The organism is Mesorhizobium sp. M7A.F.Ce.TU.012.03.2.1 (assembly GCF_004006095.1).
Taxonomy (GTDB): Bacteria; Pseudomonadota; Alphaproteobacteria; order Rhizobiales; family Rhizobiaceae; genus Mesorhizobium.
The window spans coordinates 5,852,739-5,872,266 of record NZ_CP034779.1 but is presented as its reverse complement, the minus strand read 5'-3'; the positions used below and the strand labels follow the sequence as shown (position 1 = coordinate 5,872,266).

Sequence of the window (19,528 nt, the reverse complement as noted above, 5' to 3'; positions counted from 1 at the left end):
CGGAGTGTCGGCGGGAATGGATAAGAAAGGGCGAACATCGATGGTTAACAACAGGTTGCGGCAAAAAGCGGGGCCGTCCCGCGACGAATCGTCATCGATTCCATAGGTCATATGGGATGCCAATTCGGCAAAGTCTTGCCAAATGCCGGAAAACGACCAAATGTCGCGCATCGTTTCGAACCGCTTCCCCAAAAGTCGCGCATTCCCTGAAAGCAGGACATGATGAATCAAAGACCGTCGATCGCCTTCGCCAAATTTTCCGGGTCCCAGAGCGCGGTAAACAAGAAGGGCACTGTCTTCGTGTTCGCGGCGGATGAGGGCGGCCTGAGCGACGTCGCCAAGGCCGGCGATCCCGGCAAGACATTGGAGCGCGCCTTTCCCGTGGCTGAGTTCATGGGCAAGTTCGCCAGCACGGTGGAAGTTCTGGCGCCGCAGGGAGCGTCGCTCGACAGACTCGTGGCGATAGGCACCGGCAAGGTGTCGGGACTGGACGAATATGCGTGGCTGAAGCTTGGCGGCACCGTTGCCGCGTCGCTGCGCAAGGCGACCGAAGTGGCGGTGGTCCTCGATGTGGCCGGCGCCTCGCCGAGTGCGAAGGATGCGGCAAACCTTGCCGCGGGCATTCTCCTGCGCAGCTATTCCTTCGATAAGTACAAGACCAGGAAGGACAAGGACGACAGCAAGGCAGAGCCGAAGAAGCCGGTCAAGGTGACCATCCACACCGCCGATCCGGCCGCTGCGAAGAAGGCCTTCGCCGATGCCGAGGCGGTGATAGACGGCGTCCTGCTGGCGCGCGACCTCGTCAACGAACCGGCAAACGTGCTTGGGCCGGTCGAGTTCGCTGCCCGCGCCAAGGAACTCGAGGCGCTAGGCGTCAAGGTCGAGATATTGGCTGAGAAGGAAATGAAGAAGCTCGGCATGGGTTCGCTGCTCGGTGTCGCGCAAGGCTCGCCGCGCGGCGCCCGCATGGCGATCATGCAGTGGAACGGCGGCAAGCCGAAGGACAGCCCGATCGCCTTCGTCGGCAAGGGCGTCACTTTCGACACCGGCGGCAATTCCATAAAGCCGGCCTCGGGCATGGAGGATATGAAGGGCGACATGGGCGGTGCCGCCGCCGTCACCGGCCTGATGCATGCGCTGGCGGCCCGCAAGGCGAAAGCCAATGTCGTCGGTATCATCGGACTGGTCGAAAATGCCGTCGACGGTCATGCCCAGCGTCCCGGTGATATCGTCACTTCGATGTCGGGCCAGACCATCGAGGTGCTCAATACCGATGCCGAGGGCCGCCTCGTGCTGGCCGATGCGTTGTGGTACTGCAACGACCGCTTCCAGCCGAAATTCATGGTCAATCTGGCGACGCTGACCGGCGCCATCATGGTGGCGCTCGGCCAACATTATGCCGGCCTGTTTTCCAACAATGACGAGCTGGCCGAAAAGTTGTCGGCGGCGGGGCAGGCGACGCAGGAACGGCTGTGGCGCATGCCGCTCGGTGCCGAATACGACAAGCTCATCGATTCCAAGAACGCCGACATGAAGAACATCGGCGGCCGTTTTGGCGGCGCCACCATTGCGGCGCAGTTTCTGCAGCGCTTCGTCAAGGATACGCCATGGGCTCATCTCGACATTGCCGGCACGGCGATGGGGGCGCCGTCGAACGAGATCAACCAGTCCTGGGGTTCCGGTTTCGGCGTCAGGCTGCTCGACCGGCTGGTGCGCGATAATTATGAGCAGTGAACGGGTTCAATCACTATAGGCTGAAGCGATGGCCGACGTCCTGTTCTACCACCTGACCGAATCGACGCTGGAGGATGCGCTGCCAGGCCTCCTGGAGCGCAGCGTCGACCGTGGCTGGCGCGCCGTGGTGCAGACAGGCACCGAGGAACGCCGCGATGCGCTCGACCAGCATCTGTGGACCTTCCGCGACGATTCGTTCCTGGCGCACGCAACCGATCGTGAGGCTCATCCCGGTGAACAGCCGATTCTGTTGACCACCGGCGACGGCAATCCCAACGACGCCAAGATTAGGTTCCTGGTCGACGGTGCGGTGCCGCCTGACCTTGGTGGCTACGAGCGCGCGGTGTTCCTGTTCGATGGCCACGATGCCGCCCAGCTCGAGGCGGCGCGAGGGCACTGGAAGGTGATGAAGAGCGCTGGCCACGCCGTCACCTACTGGCAGCAGACGCCAGATCGCCGCTGGGAGCGCAAGGCTTAAGGCAGGTCGCCTGAACGTTCAGGCGACATGCTTGACCAGTGGCGTGTCACGACAATATCTACTGCTTTGCCTCGATCCGGTTATCTACTGCTTTGCCTTGATCCGGTTCATTTTCGTTGTGACGTAGTCGCCGTATTTCAATTTCATTGACTCGTCCGACCGGTTTCGATGCGGGCTCTTGAAAACGTACCATTCGCCATCAGGCGATTTACGCTTGTAGATAACCTTGCCCACTTGGCGATGCTCGAAGCAGGTCATCGAGCCCTTCACACCCCAGGAGCCATGCCATTGCGCGCGGTAGCAGAGCTTGCCGCCGCCGGGAATGAACCACATGCCGTCGCCATAGCCCGACTTGCCCTTGTCGTGAGTCCAGGCATCGAACTGCCTCTGCTTGACGGCAAAGAACCCGGCGCCCTTCTTGCCCCACAGCCACGAATGGTTCTGATAAATCTGGTAGACGCCTTCGTCAGGAACGACCGTGGCTTTTTGCGCCTGCTCGGCGATCCTTGTCGCCGTCTTGGCCGTCGCAGGAACCTGAAAGGCAAGAACAAGAACGGAGCAGGCGAATGCCGCTCCGAGATAATTTCCCACTACCCGTTTCACGAAACTTCTCCACAGATTGATTTACGCCACGCCTCAACCCTCATCCCGAACCGCTGGTTCGAGATGGATCATCATCAAACAAGGAGATTGGAAATCGATCCCGATCGCGTCGGGATCGATCAGCACGATGCGTCTACGGCAGGACGTGCTGGGTCACCCTCCAGTCGGGCAGACCATAGCCACCCAGCCACGGCCACACTTCCTTCTGGTTGAAGTAGACGACCGAAGTCAGCGCCGGGAACTCCGCGTAGGATTTGCGGGAATCTTCCTGCCATTTCGAGACATAGTCCTGCTGTCCGACATAGCCGAGTTCCGCAACGACGATCGGCTTGTTGAACACTGCAACGCGGTCATAGCCGGGCTTCAGCAGCTCAGCGAAGGTACGGTCATGACCGGCCTCGTCATTGTCCTTTTTCTGCAGACCGAACACCGACAGGCCGATGACGTCGACATAGTCGTCGCCGGGGTAGTATTTTTCCAGACCCTCTTCGCCCTTGGGCGACCACATATACTTGGCGGCGGGGGCAGCCTTGCGGCAGATATCGACCTCGCGCTTGTAAGCGGAGATCCAGTCCTTGGGAGCCCAGTTGGCCCAGGTGAAGCGGCCGTTCTTGTCTTCCATTTCCTGAGCCCAGCGAATGGTCACCGGGCTCTTCATCTGTCCCACCAGGCCGCAGATTGCCTGCATGTTGGCGTCATATTTGCCGCTCAAAATGCCGTCGCGCAATTCGGGCGGGGTGATGCGCCAGTCCTTCGACCAGGTCCACGGCTCAACCGTAATCAGCAGCGAACGTCCGCGTTGCAGCGCATAGGCGTCGGCAAGCGGCAGCGTCGACAGGTCGACGTCTTCCCAAGGCAGGAACAGCTCTTCGATGCTGGCACTCTTGTCGGCGCTGAAGTCGCCGTAGGGATCATAGGATCCGAACGCCGAGGCGGCGCTGCTCGTTTGGACGGGGTCCGTCGCGGCTACCGAGCCAGCGCCTCCTGCCGTGGGGAACGCGGCGCTTCCGCCCAATGCCAGCGCGATTGCGAGTGCTTTTACTGTGGAGTGTTTCATGTCGATCTCCCATGGCCCCAACCTCTTTCGGAAGTTAAGGCTTGCCCGTGCGCATCGATGCCTGATCGACACGACTACCCAAAAACCGATCGGCTCTATTTGGCAGAATCTGCGGGATTTCGGAGCGACCCCATTGGCGGATGTGCGAACCTGGCACAGAGCCACCCAAAATTACCTCTCAAGCCCCTATACAGGGGGCGTTCGAGAGAAAGTTCGCCGCGATACTCACAAATTCGCGTCAAAATCCCGATATATCATCCCTGGCTAATTTAAGAGCCGGTCAGGGCCAAGAGTCAAGCACAATTAACGGTTGCTTAACCTTGACGACGGCAACATGGTTAACGGCTTTGGCCGGATCCCCTCCGACTGCCTCGACCCGTCGGTGAATTTCCAGCACCGAAGAGTTTACCGGCTCGCCGCCAGACTGACTGCTCGGTAGCGGCTATTCCTCCCCCGATACGCGTTAGGTTAACCAAATCTCAATAATCATGTTCAACAAACAATTAATTTAGTTGACGCTAAGAAAGCATTAGCTAATTCTAATCCTGGGATTTTGGGAGCTTCCAGCCACCTTGTCGGCGGAAGCCCAAAGTGGCGGGCGAGTAAGTGTATGAGTGCTTCCGTGCATGATGGCGTCGTCGGCCATAAGAGCAGACGGGCGCATCGATCTGAGGCGGCTCTGGCAGTCACTGCGCAGAAGGGACCCTTTCTGGTGCCCGTGCTGTCGGCCATTCAGCAATGGATCCTGAGACTGGCGCTGGCTTTCTGGTTCTGCACACTCGGGTTTTTCTGGATCTGGTGGCTGAAGCCGGAGCATGTCGAACATCTCGGGCCATACACGTTCGCAACACTCATCCTGGTATGGCTCACGCTCATGCCGTTGTACTTTCTCTTGAACGTGCATGCGTCGAAAAAACCGTCCAAGCTTCACACGATCCCGAAGCGTTCGCGGGTCGCGATGGTGGTCACCAAGGCCCCCTCCGAACCGTTTGCCGTCGTTGCGCGCACGCTCGAAGCGATGCTGGCACAGGATTACCCGCACGATACCTGGCTGGCCGACGAGGATCCCTCCGAAGAGACAGTTCGCTGGTGCGACGCTCACGGCGTGATGATTTCGACGCGGCGCGGCAGGCAAGACTATCACCGCACGACATGGCCACGCCGGACGCGCTGCAAGGAAGGCAATTTGGCGTTCTTCTACGACCACTATGGCTACGAGCGTTACGATTTCGTCGCCCAGATGGATGCGGACCATGTACCGACGCCAACCTATCTGAGGGAGATCCTGTTTCCCTTCGCCGATCCCTCGGTTGGCTATGTCTCGGCGCCGAGCATCTGCGACAACAACGCCGCCGAGAGTTGGGCGGCGCGCGGCAGGCTGTTTCCGGAAGGGATGTTTCACGGACCGCTGCAGTCCGGCCATACGGGCGGTGGAGCTCCGCTCTGCATCGGCTCGCATTATGCCGTGCGGACCAAGGCGCTGAAGCAGGCGGGCGGTCTCGGTCCTGAACTGGCGGAAGATCACTCCACCTCCATGTTGATCAACGCGGCCGGATGGCACGGCGTGCATGCGCTCGACGCCATCGCCCATGGCGATGGCCCGCAGACCTTCGCCGACCTCATCACCCAGGAATTCCAGTGGTCGCGCAGTCTGATGACGATCCTGCTCGAATATTCGCCGAGCTATCTCCCAAAGCTGTCGCCGCGGCTGAGATTCCAATTCCTCTTTTGCCAGCTCTGGTATCCGCTGTTCGCCGTCTTTGCGTTGCTGATGTACGTCATGCCGGTCTATGCGCTGTCTACCGGGCGCAACTTCGCCAATGTCATGTATCTCGACTTTTTGTTCTACTATCTGCCGAACGCGGTCGCGCTGGTTGGCCTGGTGATGCTGCTGAAGGCGTTCGGCCTCTCGCGCCCGATGACGGCCAAGACGATCAGCTGGGAAGGCACGCTGTTCCTCTTCTTCGCGCGTTGGCCTTGGGTGCTGGCCGGCACGCTGTCGTCGATCCGCGACTATCTGACCAAATCATTCGTCGATTTCCGCGTCACGCCCAAGGGCAGCGGCCCCAAGCACCTTCTGCCGGCTCGCGCCCTCACTCCCTATGTGGCGCTGGCCATCGGCGCGGCACTGCCTGTCCTGCTCGTTGAGCACCCCTTCGATGCCACCGGCTTCTACTGGTTCGCCGCCTTCAACGCCTTCCTCTACGGGCTGCTGGTTGTTGTGATTGTCGTAAGGCACGTCATCGAAAACAGGATTCCGTTGCGCGCCAATGCGGCGAAAGTCGCCTTTCAGGGGTCGCTTGCCGTGCTGGCGCTGATCGTGCCCGCCGCGGGCTTCTACGATCGCGGCATGGAAGGCGTCTACGGACTGCAGCAGGGCGCCGGTGGCCTGCGCATCGTGCGCATCGCCTATGTGGTTTCCGGCGCCGGCCAGGGCAACATCGGTGGCCGCAATTTCTACTTCGATCCAGGTTGGGAAACGCGGCGCTGAATGCTGGAGGCGTCCGCGTAGCGGGCCGGCACTCTGGACGGCTGCAGGCGCGAGCCCAAAAGATCAAACTTTAATTATATCCGATCGATTGCCGAAAGGCCGCGTTCATCGTGTCGTTTGCATGATCTTTAATAAGTTTCCCCTAATATACAATCCATGATGTGAGTGGCGATAGGCTGCTCGCGTGGCGCGGAAGCCAATAAAGCAAATAGATCTCCGCGCTGCAACGAATTATATTCGTGGTAGGGGACAATGATGAACAAAGTTAGGGAAAGAAGGGCAAGGATCGGCGCGAAATATGCTTGTGCATTTGCCGCCGTTGCATTGATCTCGATACTCTCAGGTTGCCAGAGCAAGGACGCGACCAAGACCAGCTCGATCGGCACAAAGTCCGTGGTGCATACGCTCGGCAAGAAGGTGCACGACGTCAAGAAGAAGCGGCTGCATCTGTTCAACCGCAAGCCGCTCACACAGACGACCATGGTGACGCGTACGAGGGAGGAGGCCTACGCGGCCTTCGTGCGGCCGCAGCGTGTCGGCAGGCCGGCGCCGGTGAAGGTCTCCTATCGTCTGGGCAATGGCGGCCCGTTCCTGGGCCGTTCGCCTTGGATTTGTGGCCCGAGCGGTTTCGGCCAGCGCGCCAGCTGCCGTTCGCGCTACTAGACCATCAGACCTAAAAGTGGCGGCGCGATTTGAATGAAGGATCCGCCGCTCTTGTCTTCGCCAGGGGGCGCGAGTCGAGGGCGAGAGGTTGGCGCAGACGTTGCGCCTTGCCTCTTGCCCTCAGGCCGCCATTCCTGGGATCAATGAACCCTGCCAGTCCGCCGTCGGCCTGAAACCAAAATCCCTCCCAGCAAGCTATCGATGAAGCCACTGCCCCGGTCAACGCTGGGGACGGAGAGCCTCGATGGCGTCCCGATCATGATGGCCGGCTCGGGCGGAGCCAGCCGTCATTGTCACTGGGCGCCGGCTGCGGCCGCGCGACATAGGCCGATGCTCCATTCGCTTCGTGATAGACCCGTGCCAGCATTTCAGCCAGCACGCCCGACGTCACCATCTGCACCCCGGCGATGAGCAGGAAGAAGCCGGTGAACAGCATCGGTCGCGTTCCAATGTCTTCGGCAAAAAGCAGCTTCAGGCAAAGCAGGTAGGCAAGGATCAGCGAACCCAGCGCGCCAAGCACGATGCCGATGCCGCCGAAGAAGTGCCCAGGCCGTGTGCGATAGCGCATGAAGAAGTACATGAACACCAGATCGAGCACGACCCTGAAGGTGCGCGAAATGCCATACTTGGATTGGCCATGGATGCGGGCGTGATGCGTCACCACTTCCTGCGCGATGCGTCTGGGGGTCGTCACCGTGGCCAGCCATGCAGGGATGAAGCGGTGCATCTCGCCATAGAGCTTGACGCTGCGGATGACGTTGCCGCGATAGACCTTGAGGCTGCAGCCATAGTCCTTAAGGCGCACCCCGGTGACGCGCGCGATCAGCGCGTTGGCGATGCGCGAGGGCAGCCTGCGCATGAAAAACCCTTCCTGGCGATCCTTGCGCCAGCCCACCACCAGGTCGAGATCCTCGCTCAACAGGCGGTAGACCATACGCGGAATGTCGTAGGGATCATTTTGCAGGTCGCCGTCGATCGTGGCGATGACGTCGCCGCGCGCTGCGTCGATACCGGCCTGCATCGCGGCGGTTTGCTTGTAGTTGCGCACCAGCTCGACCGCATGCACATGCGGGCCGTAATGCGCCGCCAGGCGCCTGATCTCGCTCACCGTCGCGTCGGTGCTGCCGTCATCGACCAGCACGACCTCCCACGGCTGGCCGTAGCGTTCCATCGCCTGGTGAATCCGCACCAGGAGCGGTTCGACGTTTTCGGCCTCGTTGTACATGGGCACGACGATGGACAGTGTATGGTCCGGCATCACCGCGCCGTCAGGCAGTCCCGAAGCAGGGATGGGCAATACGCTCATAGGGATGGCTTCCTTGCAGGGCCGACGGCCGGGTTCCCCGGCAGCGTCGATTTCGAGGGAAACAGCCAGGCGATCGCACCCGTGGCGATTGCCGAGCAGAAGATGAACAGATGCAATGCCAGCGCTGCCTGAAGGCCGCTCTTCATGGCAATGCCGGAGGTGAGCAGCGCCGCCGCTGCACCCGCTTCGTAGGTGCCGAAGCCGGCGACGCCTTGCACCGGTAGTATGGCGGCGCCTTCCGCCCCGACGACGCCTGGAAAGGCGGTCGAAAAGGATGTCCCGAGTAGCATTGCCAGCAACCATCCCTGTACGGTGAGCTTCAGCGACCAATTGGCGATCGTCCACCACCAGCCATAGCGCGATCGGCCGGTCGCCTCGGTGAAGACATCGCGCAGCCTGCCGAGTTTCGCCACGATCTTGCCGCGGCCTGCCCAGTCATGCGGCGCACGCGCCCAGCGCGGCAGACACCAGGCGGCAGCGATTACCGCGGCCACGCCCGCGATTCTTATCGCCGGATGCAGGCCCGGCCACACAGCCAGGGCCAGCACGCCGACGACGAAGGCGTCCTGCAGCCTGAACCACAGCAGCGAGGCGCTGGCACGCATGATCGGTATGCCGAAGACCTGGCGCAGGAGCAGGGGAAATGCCGTCTCGCCGCCGCGGAAGGGCACGACGTTGATCATCGCATTGTGGATCAGAATGACGCGCAGGCAGGCGCCGAAACGGCCATGCACCTCCTCGCGGAACTCGTCGCAGACGCGCAGCGCGCGCAGCACGTAGGTGACGAACAGCGCAAGCGCCACGGCCGCGAAAGCGCCGGGCGTGATGCTCGCGAAAGCATCGCCCACCATCTTCCAGCGCGAGTCGCTGGCGACCCACGCTAGTAGGGCCAGGGTCACGATTATTGAGATTGCTCTTTTCAACCAATTCTCCGCCGGTTTCCACCGCCGAGTTCAAATGGCAGCACCGCGTGGCGCCCGAGTATCCCTACCGCCATCCGGGATCGGTTCGCCTGGCCCACCGGCTTGCCGAGTTTCGGCAGGAGAACGCGGCCGCCGAACCGTCGGGACAATATCCTGTCCAAGGCCCACAGCCCCAGACTGTCGCGGTTCTATGGACGGCTGATCCTATAGACCAGCAAATCGTCCGAATCCACAAGCTTGGTTGCGGTCTTGTCGAGATAGTCGATGACCCCGTCATGATGCTCGAGGAACAGCCGGTCCTGCTTGTCGGCGGCGTTCTTGGCCGTGCCGAACAGGTCCGCGCCTTGCGCGCGCAATTCCTCGAGCTGCGCGATCGCGGTGGCATCGTCCGCTACGAATTTCGACCATTCGACATCGCCGCCGCCAGGCGGGAACACCCAGCCACGCGCTCTGCTGTAGTAGACGGCGACGGGATCGCCGACCTCGGGCGCAATGGCGACGACGAGGTCGCCCGGCTGCGCTAACCGCGCCAGTTCGTCGCCAAGCAGCTTGCCATTCATGGCGATCGGCGTCTTCATTGTCCTGACAAGGGGAAAAGTCGACCAGACCAGCGTGACGGCCGCGATGCAGATCGCGCGCAGCACGACCGCCGGGGACAGAACGGGTCCCGATGCAAGCGTTGCCAGGAGAAACGCGCCGCGGCCGCAGAACATCGCGAATGGCACATGGAAGATGTGGTAGTTCCAGGGATTGCTGGTGATCTCGCGCGCTGCCGCCAGATAGACGACCATGGCCGCAGCCAGCCAAACATAAGGGATGGCCGAAAGAGTGGGTTGCTTGGGGTCTTCGACGGGTCTGGGCGGCAGCCAGAAACCGATCGCGATCAGCACCATGAACGGATAGCCATAGAACCACCAGACCGAGGTGTTCCATACGGATTTGAAGTAGAAGCTGTTCCTGAAGAATGTCCAGAAACCGGAATCCCAGATATAGCCGCTGCCCGCGACATGAAACGGCGGATAGCTGCGGCCGAGATAAATGGCCCAGCTGAAATAGGCGCCGATGATGGCCAAGCTCAAAAGCCCCAACAGGAAGACCTTGGCCGCCTGCTTTCGCTTCTTCTCAAGAACCCAGGAAACCATGAGGTAGAAGATGACGGCGCCGGCGGCGAGGCCCGGCGGCTTTGCCAGCACGCCGAGCGAGAAGCTCGCCGTGGCAAGCGGCAGGAGCCAGCCGCTGCCTCCGGCCCAGTATTTCGCGAACAGCCAGACGCCGAGCGTCACCAGGGCCAGCATCGCGGGATCGGGAAGAAACGAGCTGTCGATCATGATCGCCGCCGGCATCAGCGCGTAGGCAAGTGCCGCGGCGTGAGCGTGGGTCTCGTCCCAGCATATGGCCGTTAGCCTGTGCAGCGAAAACACCGTCACAAGACCGAAGAAGGCCGCTACCATGCGGCCGAACCAGTCGTGCCAGCCGAAGAGTTGATAGAGCAGGGCGGTCAGATAGCTGACGATCTGGAACTCGCGGCCCTGATAACTTGGCCCGGGCCCGGTCCAGCTGACCTCCGGAAAGAAGATGTTCCAGCTGCGCTGCTGGAAATTGTCGGCCATCATTGCCGTGCTTACCTCGCGCCAGCTGAAGGCATCGACGAGTGGCAAGGTGATGTTGTGGAACCTGAACACGACCGCAATGAACAGGATGCCCAGCAATATCGCCATGTTGGGGCTCAGGGTGCTGCGAGCAGCCATCTCCCGGTCGCTTGACTGCAGGTATTGCTGACCTTCGGCCTGATTCAACTCCGGGTCGTCCGTCATTTGAAACCGCGTCCTCCCTGACGTCTACGGATGTTGCTTTTGAGCGCGATTGTCGGAGGTAGAGGAATATACGACGCAATTCTTAATTTTGACGATTGCGGCTGCGTGTGTCTCGAATAGTTGTTGTTAATCCGCTTGGCGAAGGTTGACATCACCGTTCTCGCGACTGTTAACTAGTTTCCTAGGCTGTCAGAGCGCTGATAGTGCTACCTTGGGCCAAACAGGCATGCGCACGCCAATTGTACCGACAGCTCTGACCAGATTGCCGCCGCTTTGCGTCGACCGTCGGCAACACAGACCCCGTCGGTTCGCAAGTTGCACGCAGCTTATGTTTCTCCTGGCCCTCTGCGGCCAGACGGCGCTTTCGGGAACAGCGCATGCGGCTGCCGCCAAAGACAGCGGACCTGCGCAAGCGGTTGTCGCCACCGTTCCGACTGCCTACGAGATGTCGCTTCTTTACGCCGATCGCACATGGGTGTGGAAAGACGGAGCAGCCTATTTCGCACAGGGCAATCGACGCCTTGAGGCCTGGACGTCCGGGCCGGACACGGCATCTTTTGCGGCGGGCAGATGGCTGGTCACCAGCAACGGTAAGATGTGCATGGAACTCGCCTGGCGGTCGAAGGGCTACACCGGCAAGCAAAAACGCACCTGCTACAGCCACCGGATTCAGGGCGGGAACATCGAGAAACGCGAGGATCCGGATGGGGAATGGTACAGTTTCAAGCGATCTCCCGAGGATACTTCCGACGAATACCGGAAATTCGAAGTGGGCAACCCGAAGGGCGCGCAGTTCGAAGAGACCCGCAAGCTGGTCGATTCCAAAAATTAGGTACGCAGCCGACCCATCCTGACGAGTTGAACAAAATCATTCAATCCCGCTTTCGAGAGCGGACTGCAATTGCAAGGCACCTGTCAGGGATCTGGCGAATCGCTTATGGTAGGACATCAAGCAGTTCGGCTGGCCCCGTCGGCGCGCCGGTCGCTGGTTGATGGCATCCAACTTTATCTGACAGAACGACGAGACGATGGGCCCTACCATACGGTTTTGATGAAATTTAATAATTAGTGATGTCTAATATTGACGTGTGATGTGCGAGTGGTCACTCATGCGGCGTGAGAGCGGCGAAGCATAGTATGTCGCGATGCGCCCTTGGCTTATACTTGATAGCAAGGGACACATGATGAAAAAATCAGCGATGGGTGCAGTCAACCCAAGCAAAAATATCGTATCTATTAGAAATATCGTGGCTATCGTTGCGGCCGCGGCGGTGATCTCTGTGGTTGCAGGCTGTCAGAGTATGGATGCGAACGAAACCAATTCGGTCCTCGTCAAGCCTGTGGTCCACGCCATCCGCAGCCAGCCCGCGGTCCAGCCCGTGCAGGCCGGATTTCTCGTGCGCTCGCTCCGGGCCGACCTTCCGATCCAGATGACAAGCACAACAGGAACTGAAAGTGGCTACGCCTTTGCACCACCGCAACGGATCAGAGCCAGCACGCCGGCGCCGGTGAAAATCTCGTTCAATCCTGGCGATGGCGGCACGTTCTCCGGCGGCTCGCCTTATATCTGCAGCCCTAGCGGGTTTGGCCAGCGCGCGAGCTGTCGCCCCCGCTATCTCTGACCCGTCGAGCGGCGACCGACGTTGCCGCCCTGGCTGGCGGCAGTTTCATTGGCCTGGTCTTCAGTCCGAAAAAAGGAGCGGCTGTCCTGACAATCGTATCGACGTCTGAAAGTTCCGGCACAAAGCCAAGCTGTTCGCGTGCGGCTCCCGGATCGGCGTAGAGCTCCGCCGGATCTCCGGGGCGCCGGCTTCTGAACACTGCCGGGACCGGTCTTGACGTCATTCGGCCGACCGCCTTGACGATTTCCTTGATGGAGACGCCCCGCCCCGTGCCGAGATTGACCGCCAGGCTTTGCCCGCCACCCTCGAGATGCATGAGCGCTTTCAGGTGGGCGCGGGCCAGATCGGTGACGTGGATATAATCCCTTACACAAGTGCCGTCCGATGTGTCGTAGTCGGTGCCGAAAACCTCGATCGCGTCGATGATGCCCGATGCGGCCATGAGCACTCTGGGAACCAGGTGGGTTTCCGGCGAATGCCACTCACCAAGCTCGCCGTCGGGATCGGCGCCACAAGCGTTGAAGTAGCGCAGGATAGCAAATTTCATTCCATACGCGGATGCATAGTCGCCGATGATCTGTTCGCCCATCAGCTTGGAGCGCCCGTAAGGGCTGATCGGATTTTGCGAGGAGGTCTCGCGAACGGGTAACGCTTCCGGCACGCCGTACGTCGCACAGCTGCTGGAGAAGATGATGTTTTCGACCGAACAAGCGCGTGCGGCATCGAGCACCGCGATGGTGCCTGTCACATTGGTTGAATAATATTCGGCCGGCTCGCGAACGGACTCTCCGACATAGGCCAGCGCCGCAAAATGGATCACAGCCGTCGGCCGGTGGGTTTCCATCGCCCGCTTCAATGCATCCCGATCCCGGATATCGCCGACGACGAGCGGACCCCAGCCGACGGACCTCTCGTTGCCGCGGCTCAGATTGTCGAAAACCACCGGGACGTAGCCGGCGGAGGCCAGCTGCTTGCAGGTGTGGCTGCCGATGAAGCCGGCTCCACCCGTCACCAGGACTGCCGGCCGGCTCATGAGGCGGCAGCTCCTCTGGCAATGCGGTTTCCGTAGAGCAGGGTGTCAAAATACTCGACGGTACGCGCGAGTCCCTGGCTCAAGCTGATTTTCGGCTCCCAGCCGAGATTGGCCTTGGCAAAAGAGATGTCCGGCTTGCGCTGCCTGGGGTCGTCGACGGGCAGCGGCCGATGCACGATCTTCGATCGGGCGTTGGTGTAATCGACGACCAGCGTCGCCAGTTCCATGATGGTGAATTCGGCAGGGTTGCCGAGATTGACCGGGTGGGTGGGCGCGCTCGGCGCGTTCATCAGCCGGACAAAGCCCTCGATCAGGTCGTCGGCATAGCAGAAGGAGCGCGTCTGCTGGCCGCTGCCATAGACGGTCAGGTCCTCGCCGCGCAGCGCCTGGACGATGAAGTTCGAAACCACGCGTCCATCGTCGGGCTGCATGCGGCGCCCGTAGGTGTTGAAAATGCGGGCGACACGGATATCGAGGCCATAGGTTCTCGAATAATCGAAGAACAGGGTTTCGGCCGAGCGCTTGCCTTCATCATAGCAGGAACGCGGTCCGTGCGTGTTGACGTTGCCGAAGTAGCTCTCGGGCTGTGGATGCACGAAGGGATCGCCATAGACTTCGGACGTAGAGGCCTGGAATATCTTGGCCTTGTTCTGTCGCGCGAGTTCCAGAAGGTTCAGCGATCCAAGCACGCTTGTCTTGAAGGTGTGGATCGGGTCTGCCTGGTAGTGCGGCGGAGAGGCGGGGCAGGCGAGATTGTAGATCTCGTCGCACTGAAGATCCGAAGGCAGTGCATCGACGATGTCGTGCTCGATACAGGTGAAGCTCGGATTACGCAGAAGGGTATTGAGATTGTATCTTTTTCCGGTGTGGAAATTGTCCAGCGCGACAACGTCGTATCCGTCCCGCAAAAGACGTTCGCACAGATGCGATCCTAAAAACCCCGCTCCTCCGGCGACAAGGGCGCGTCGTCGGCTTTGGTTGGCGCCCCTTTGGCTGCCGGATTCCAGTTTCAGAACCTTGACAAGCTTACCCATGCTTTCCTCGCACGCACCGCACACGCTACCGCCGGGGCCGGGACAAAGCATCGCCCGGCCACGTTCCTGAGAACGTGGCAAACCTCCGCGTCTGCGGAATCGCCATCACTGATGTGCGTTAATTGTTCTTTGGCTTTCGCGAAGCTGGTACGACTACACGACCTCCGTGCTGCCGCTCAGCATTCTCTGCGCCCCGAAAACGCGGTCACCCGCTCGGTGTCACCATCGCCGATTGCTCGCCCAAATTGCACATCCCAACATATCGAAAATATACCTGTGGAAATTATAGTCAACTAAATTAGTGATTTCTTAACCAAGTGCGCTCGCGGATGGTTAACATGAGGGGGCGAGCGTCTCTCGGGCTGAAACACGGCGCATACGGAAAATCCTCTTTACTAAACAGCATATTGGCTCGATCGACGACAATGTATGACCGGACGCGGAAGCTGTCCCTTGAGGTAGAATCGAAACTTGACAGCAAGGACGGCCGAGAATGAGCCGACAGCGATGTCAGCGCAGCGCGCGAAATACTCGGCTTAATTTTTGAGCGCATAGGTAGAACCTTGAATTGTTGCGCGGCCACGCCGCCAATCTGGTTGCGCTCGCCCGCACGGCCCACCTCCAGGTGGCTGCCCGCAACTGGCCATCGCCTTTTGGCCGTCGGGGCGCTATTGGCAAGGTCACGATACGCCATGGTGATCTGAATGCGCTTTCTGTTTGTCCTGATCCTGCTCGTCGGCGCCGGCATCGGTGTCGTCTATCCCTGGGCGATGAGCAACTTCTCCGGCCATGAGATCGGCACCTGGCGGGTCTATGAGCAGGGCCGCTTCAAGCCGCTGACGGTGCCGCTCTCCGGCCGCGACGCGCCGGTGCGGGTGCTGGTCGACCTGACCGCAAGAGCAGAGCGCATCGTTTCGCAGCAGCGCACCGTGCTGACGCTGACCGCTGCAAGCAATGGCCGCACGGTGCTCGCCTCGACGCTGCAGTTCAACCATTCCGACAACCCTCGCCAGGTCAGTCCGCAACTGCCCGACAAGATCTTTCGCGACGAGGCCGGCGTGATCGCGACCGTCAGTCCGGGCCCCTATACCTTCACCGTTGGACCGGGTGATGCCGACGACATACCGATGCGGGCGGTCGATCTCATCCTGCGCTCCGGCGCCGGCGAGATCGACAGCCGTGCACGGCCGGTCGGCTTCGCGCTGATGGCGATCGGCCTGATCGGATTCTTGCTGACTTTGCGCACTCGTGGCGGCCGGCCGGAAAATCCGAACTCGCAGCCGCCACCGCCGCGTTGGGGCAGGGGCTGATGCATGTCGCCCAAAAGTGTGCAGCGGTTTTGGGACAACGACATGCATAACGGCACAAAACCATGAACTACCGCCACGCCTATCATGCCGGGAATTTCGCTGACGTCGTCAAGCATGTCGTGCTGACGCGCTTGCTCGAGTATCTGAAGCAGAAGGATAAGGCGTTTCGGGTCGTCGACACCCATGCCGGCATCGGCCGCTACGACCTGTCGTCCGCCGAGGCGCAGAAGACGGGTGAGTGGCAAGGCGGCATCGGCAGGCTGATCGATGCCCCGTTCGCCGCTCCGGTGGCGGCGCTGCTCGCGCCTTATCTGGAGACTATACGGTCGCTCAACCCCGAGGGTGGCATCCAGAAGTACCCGGGCTCGCCGTTGATTGCGCGCCATCTCATGCGCAAGCAGGACAGGCTGACGGCGATCGAGCTGCACCCCAAGGATGCCGCGAGGCTGAGGACGTTCTTTGCCGGCGATTTCCAGGCCCGGATCATCGAGCTCGATGGCTGGCTGGCGCTCGGCGCGCATCTGCCGCCGAAGGAAAAGCGCGGCCTTGTCCTCATCGATCCGCCATTCGAGGAAGCGGGTGAGTTCGAACGCCTCGTCGACGGGCTGATAAGGGCGCACAAGCGGTGGCCCGGCGGCATCTACGCGCTCTGGTATCCGATCAAGGACCGCAAGGCGATCATCGCCTTCCGCAAGGCGCTGAAGCAATCCGGCATTCCGAAGCTGCTCGATATCGAGTTCGAGATCAGGCCGGCCTCTTCGGAACCCAGCCTCGACGGCAGCGGTCTGCTGGTGGTCAACCCGCCGTTCACGCTGGAGGGCGAGCTGCGGACGCTGCTGCCGGCCCTGCACAGGCTGCTTGCGGTGGGGCGGCCGGCGCACTGGTCGCTGGAATGGCTGGCCGGCGAGCAGGCTTGAGGCGGGCTCATCGACGACCCAGTGACCGTACTCCTTTGGGTCTGGATATGAACGTGCCAGAGCCATTCCGGTGCGTGCAAATTCGGCTTTGGTCAAAAAGCGGTTTCAAACTGGGAAACCATTGTCAACGCAACCGCTTGACCGCCGCCAAGCGAATCCGCACAGTGCGCGCAATCGACCTTGAGAGGCTGCCATGACTCGCTTCGCCAAATCCGCCCTTGCCGCCCTGATTTCGCTCTGCACCCCGCTTGCCGCGCCTCTCGGTATCACCCAGACCGTGCAGGCCGCCGATCTTACGGTCTATTCCGATGAAGACAGCGGGGTCTGCGGTCAGCCCTGGGTACTGAACAAGATCACCAGCCGCTTTTCCTATCAGGTGCATCACGTGCCGCATCTGCCTGACGTGCAGATCACCGATTTCCGGCGCATCCACCAGCATCGCTATCTGGCGGCCAACGATACCTGGCCGATCGGTCGCCGTTATTGCGGCGCCACCGTCAGCCTGTCCGACGGCCGCGATCGCACCATCTGGTACCTGATCGAGGAAGGCCAGGGCTTTGCCTCGATCGGCGACAATGTCGAATTCTGCGTCTCGGGCTTCGACCGCTGGATGGTCTACAACGGCCGCTGCCGCATTCTGCGCTAGACCCCGTTTCCCCTTCCAATCTCTTTCGCGCCTGTGGCCTGATCGGCCGCAGGCGTTTTTTCGTGCCGTTGACAGCAGGTTCGATCCGTCGCATACAGGCGAGACAGACCTGTCTCACTACTAGGTAATCTCCATGACGCCATCGTCCGCTTCCGGCAAGCGCCAACACGTCGTTGACACGGCCTACGTGCTGTTCAAGCGCGCCGGCTTCCATGCCACCGGTATCGACCGGATCATCGCCGAAGCCGATGTGGCCAAGATGACGATGTATCGCCACTTTCCCAGCAAGGACGAACTGATCGTCGAGGTGCTCGACTATCGCGCTATGCGTTTCGACCGCCAACTCGACCGGCTCGCCCAGGGGGACGTTCCGCCGGAGCAGAAAATCGGAAAAATCTTCGACTGGCATGCACGCTGGTTCCGCAGCCCGGATTTCCATGGCTGTCTGTTCGCACATGCGCTGGCCGAGTTCGGCGATCCCGGGCACCCGATTTTCGAGGCCGTTGTCAGGCAGAAGAACGGCCTCAAGCGGCGCATGCAGTCTATCCTCGAAGAGATGATGCCGCACGGCCGCGCCGAGAGCGTGGCGGCGACGCTGCTTATGCTGATCGAAGGTGCGACCTTGCTGGCGCAGATGGGGCAGGCAGAAGCCGCCATTCGCGACTCCCGCAAGGCGGCCATGGGCATCGTCGCCGCCTCGCGCCGGCCGCAATGAGCCCGCTGGTCATCGGGCTCGCATTGTTTGCGGCGATCCTGCACGCAAGCTGGAACGCGTTCCTGCGCACGGGGGCCGACAGGTTGTGGACCGTCACCGTCATGAGCTTTTCAAGCACGGCGCTCGCCATCCCCTTCGCCTTCTTCCACGACCTTCCGGCCGCGCCGGCCTGGTCCTATATCGTGCTCTCGGCCTGCCTGCAGGTTGGCTACACCTTGTTTCTCGTGGCCGCCTACAGATATGGCGAACTGGGGCGGGTCTATCCGATCGTTCGCGGCAGCGTGCCGCTGCTTGTCACGCTCGGCGGGTTCTTCCTGGCCAACCAGCAGCTCACTCTGCCGCAGACCGTCGGCGTCGCGCTGGTCGCTGGCGGCATCATGGGCCTTTCACTCGGACGGGGCAGGGCCGCCACGACATCGATATTCTATGCATTGGCAACGGGAGCGATCATCGCCGCCTATGCGACGGTCGATGCGCTCGGCGTTCGCGCGGCGGGAAATGCCGGCGCTTACACCGCATGGGTCCTGCTGATCTACGGCGCGTTGCTGCCGGCGGCCTTCGTCGCCTGCCGTGGCCGGCTCATTGTCGACCTGCGCGCGCCTGAAACCTGGAAGGCGCTGGGCGGAGGCCTGTTTGCACTTCTGGCCTACGGTGTCGTGGTCGCGGCCTTCGCGCTCGGACCAGCAGGTCCGATCACCGCGATCCGCGAAACCAGCGTCGTCTTCGCGGCCTTCATCGGACGCCTGTTCCTCGGCGAGATGCTGACGCCACGGCGGGTCGGCGCCTGCGCTATCGTCGCGCTCGGCGCCATCTGCCTCGGCTATCAGCCGTGACGGAAATGCGGATCGCGAAGATTCTGGACGGCAGCCCGTCTCAGGACGGCGAGGGCTGCTGACGATTTTTGCCACCGGCATCGCGCTCAATCTTGGCAATCCGAAAATGCCGTTGTTCTACGTCGCGCTGTTGCCTGGCGGCGTCGGCGCATCGCTCAATGCTGCTTATCTTGGTGTGCTGATGATGGTGATCCTGGCCGTTGAAGCGGTGGTGATCGGCGTTCATGTCATCCTCGCCGGCCGCGCCCGCAACCTGTTGCGCACGCCAGGGATCGTACGCCGGGTGACCGCGCGGCGGGCGGTGTGATGATCGGCGCCGGCGTTGCCGTTGTTGCCGCGCGCTGAGCTG

The 19,528-nt window shown here is 61.2% G+C and carries 18 protein-coding genes and 1 pseudogene; 12 read left to right on the top strand and 7 right to left on the bottom strand.

Going from position 1 to position 19,528, the window contains the following annotated elements:
• The first annotated feature begins 222 nt into the window (after positions 1-222).
• A complete protein-coding gene (locus EJ079_RS29245; RefSeq protein ID WP_127380810.1) occupies positions 223-1,734 on the top strand; it encodes a leucyl aminopeptidase in 1,512 nt (503 codons plus the stop codon).
• Positions 1,735-1,762: 28 nt separating this feature from the next.
• Complete coding sequence (locus EJ079_RS29240) at positions 1,763-2,212, top strand: DNA polymerase III subunit chi (protein ID WP_023813773.1); 450 nt, start codon at positions 1,763-1,765, stop codon at positions 2,210-2,212.
• 84 nt (positions 2,213-2,296) lie between these two features.
• Here EJ079_RS29240 and EJ079_RS29235 read toward each other — a convergent pair whose 3' ends face one another.
• A complete protein-coding gene (locus EJ079_RS29235) occupies positions 2,297-2,815 on the bottom strand; it encodes a DUF995 domain-containing protein (protein WP_127319803.1) in 519 nt (172 codons plus the stop codon).
• A gap of 133 nt (positions 2,816-2,948) precedes the next feature.
• Positions 2,949-3,872 (bottom strand): glycoside hydrolase family 26 protein, encoded by a 924-nt coding sequence (locus EJ079_RS29230; RefSeq protein WP_127810849.1) that lies wholly within the window; start codon positions 3,870-3,872, stop codon positions 2,949-2,951.
• Positions 3,873-4,482: 610 nt separating this feature from the next.
• Here EJ079_RS29230 and EJ079_RS29225 point away from each other — a divergent pair.
• Both EJ079_RS29225 and EJ079_RS29220 read left to right on the top strand, forming a co-directional pair.
• Positions 4,483-6,363, top strand: a complete 1,881-nt coding sequence (locus tag EJ079_RS29225; protein WP_127810848.1) for a cellulose synthase catalytic subunit — start codon at positions 4,483-4,485, stop codon at positions 6,361-6,363.
• Between the two features lie 252 nt (positions 6,364-6,615).
• Entirely contained in the window at positions 6,616-7,026 is a 411-nt protein-coding gene (locus tag EJ079_RS29220) for a hypothetical protein (protein WP_164873869.1), read from the top strand.
• 256 nt (positions 7,027-7,282) lie between these two features.
• Here EJ079_RS29220 and EJ079_RS29215 read toward each other — a convergent pair whose 3' ends face one another.
• The 3 genes from EJ079_RS29215 to EJ079_RS29205 form a co-directional block, all read right to left on the bottom strand.
• Positions 7,283-8,284 carry a glycosyltransferase family 2 protein gene (locus tag EJ079_RS29215; RefSeq protein WP_245481908.1) on the bottom strand — a complete coding sequence of 334 codons (1,002 nt, stop codon included), beginning with the start codon at positions 8,282-8,284 and terminating at the stop codon, positions 7,283-7,285.
• 44 nt (positions 8,285-8,328) lie between these two features.
• Positions 8,329-9,255, bottom strand: a complete 927-nt coding sequence (locus tag EJ079_RS29210; protein WP_127810846.1) for a lysylphosphatidylglycerol synthase domain-containing protein — start codon at positions 9,253-9,255, stop codon at positions 8,329-8,331.
• Positions 9,256-9,443: 188 nt separating this feature from the next.
• Positions 9,444-11,069: a glycosyltransferase family 39 protein gene (locus EJ079_RS29205; RefSeq protein ID WP_127810845.1), complete on the bottom strand. Its 1,626-nt coding sequence runs from the start codon at positions 11,067-11,069 to the stop codon at positions 9,444-9,446.
• A 328-nt stretch (positions 11,070-11,397) separates the two neighbouring features.
• On the opposite strand from EJ079_RS29205, the gene EJ079_RS29200 reads away from it, so the two are divergent.
• Together EJ079_RS29200 and EJ079_RS29195 are read left to right on the top strand one after the other, a co-directional pair.
• Positions 11,398-11,901 (top strand): DUF995 domain-containing protein, encoded by a 504-nt coding sequence (locus tag EJ079_RS29200; RefSeq protein ID WP_127397615.1) that lies wholly within the window; start codon positions 11,398-11,400, stop codon positions 11,899-11,901.
• A gap of 349 nt (positions 11,902-12,250) precedes the next feature.
• Positions 12,251-12,691, top strand: coding sequence for a hypothetical protein (locus EJ079_RS29195; protein ID WP_348629725.1), 441 nt, complete (start codon positions 12,251-12,253; stop codon positions 12,689-12,691).
• On the opposite strand, the gene galE is transcribed toward EJ079_RS29195, so the two are convergent.
• Positions 12,645-13,724: a UDP-glucose 4-epimerase GalE gene (gene galE / locus EJ079_RS29190; RefSeq protein ID WP_127810844.1), complete on the bottom strand. Its 1,080-nt coding sequence runs from the start codon at positions 13,722-13,724 to the stop codon at positions 12,645-12,647. The two genes, EJ079_RS29195 and galE, sit on opposite strands and share 47 nt — an antisense overlap.
• Positions 13,721-14,758 carry a UDP-glucuronic acid decarboxylase family protein gene (locus tag EJ079_RS29185; RefSeq protein ID WP_127270640.1) on the bottom strand — a complete coding sequence of 346 codons (1,038 nt, stop codon included), beginning with the start codon at positions 14,756-14,758 and terminating at the stop codon, positions 13,721-13,723. Before EJ079_RS29185 ends, galE begins: the two co-directional genes overlap by 4 nt.
• Positions 14,759-15,462: 704 nt before the next feature.
• Here EJ079_RS29185 and EJ079_RS29180 point away from each other — a divergent pair.
• The 6 genes and pseudogenes from EJ079_RS29180 to EJ079_RS29155 form a co-directional block, all read left to right on the top strand.
• Positions 15,463-16,068 (top strand): hypothetical protein, encoded by a 606-nt coding sequence (locus tag EJ079_RS29180; RefSeq protein ID WP_127810843.1) that lies wholly within the window; start codon positions 15,463-15,465, stop codon positions 16,066-16,068.
• 62 nt (positions 16,069-16,130) lie between these two features.
• Positions 16,131-16,985, top strand: coding sequence for a 23S rRNA (adenine(2030)-N(6))-methyltransferase RlmJ (locus EJ079_RS29175; protein WP_127397707.1), 855 nt, complete (start codon positions 16,131-16,133; stop codon positions 16,983-16,985).
• 193 nt (positions 16,986-17,178) lie between these two features.
• Positions 17,179-17,631, top strand: a complete 453-nt coding sequence (locus EJ079_RS29170; protein ID WP_023813788.1) for a hypothetical protein — start codon at positions 17,179-17,181, stop codon at positions 17,629-17,631.
• 133 nt (positions 17,632-17,764) lie between these two features.
• The gene (locus EJ079_RS29165) at positions 17,765-18,346 is read left to right on the top strand and encodes a TetR/AcrR family transcriptional regulator (protein WP_127810842.1); all 582 of its coding nucleotides are present in this window, start codon (positions 17,765-17,767) and stop codon (positions 18,344-18,346) included.
• Positions 18,343-19,179: a DMT family transporter gene (locus EJ079_RS29160; protein ID WP_127810841.1), complete on the top strand. Its 837-nt coding sequence runs from the start codon at positions 18,343-18,345 to the stop codon at positions 19,177-19,179. The genes EJ079_RS29165 and EJ079_RS29160 overlap by 4 nt, the downstream gene beginning before the upstream one ends.
• Positions 19,180-19,210: 31 nt before the next feature.
• Positions 19,211-19,524, top strand: a pseudogene (locus EJ079_RS29155) (LysE family transporter); the annotation flags it as partial.
• Positions 19,525-19,528: the final 4 nt, after the last annotated feature.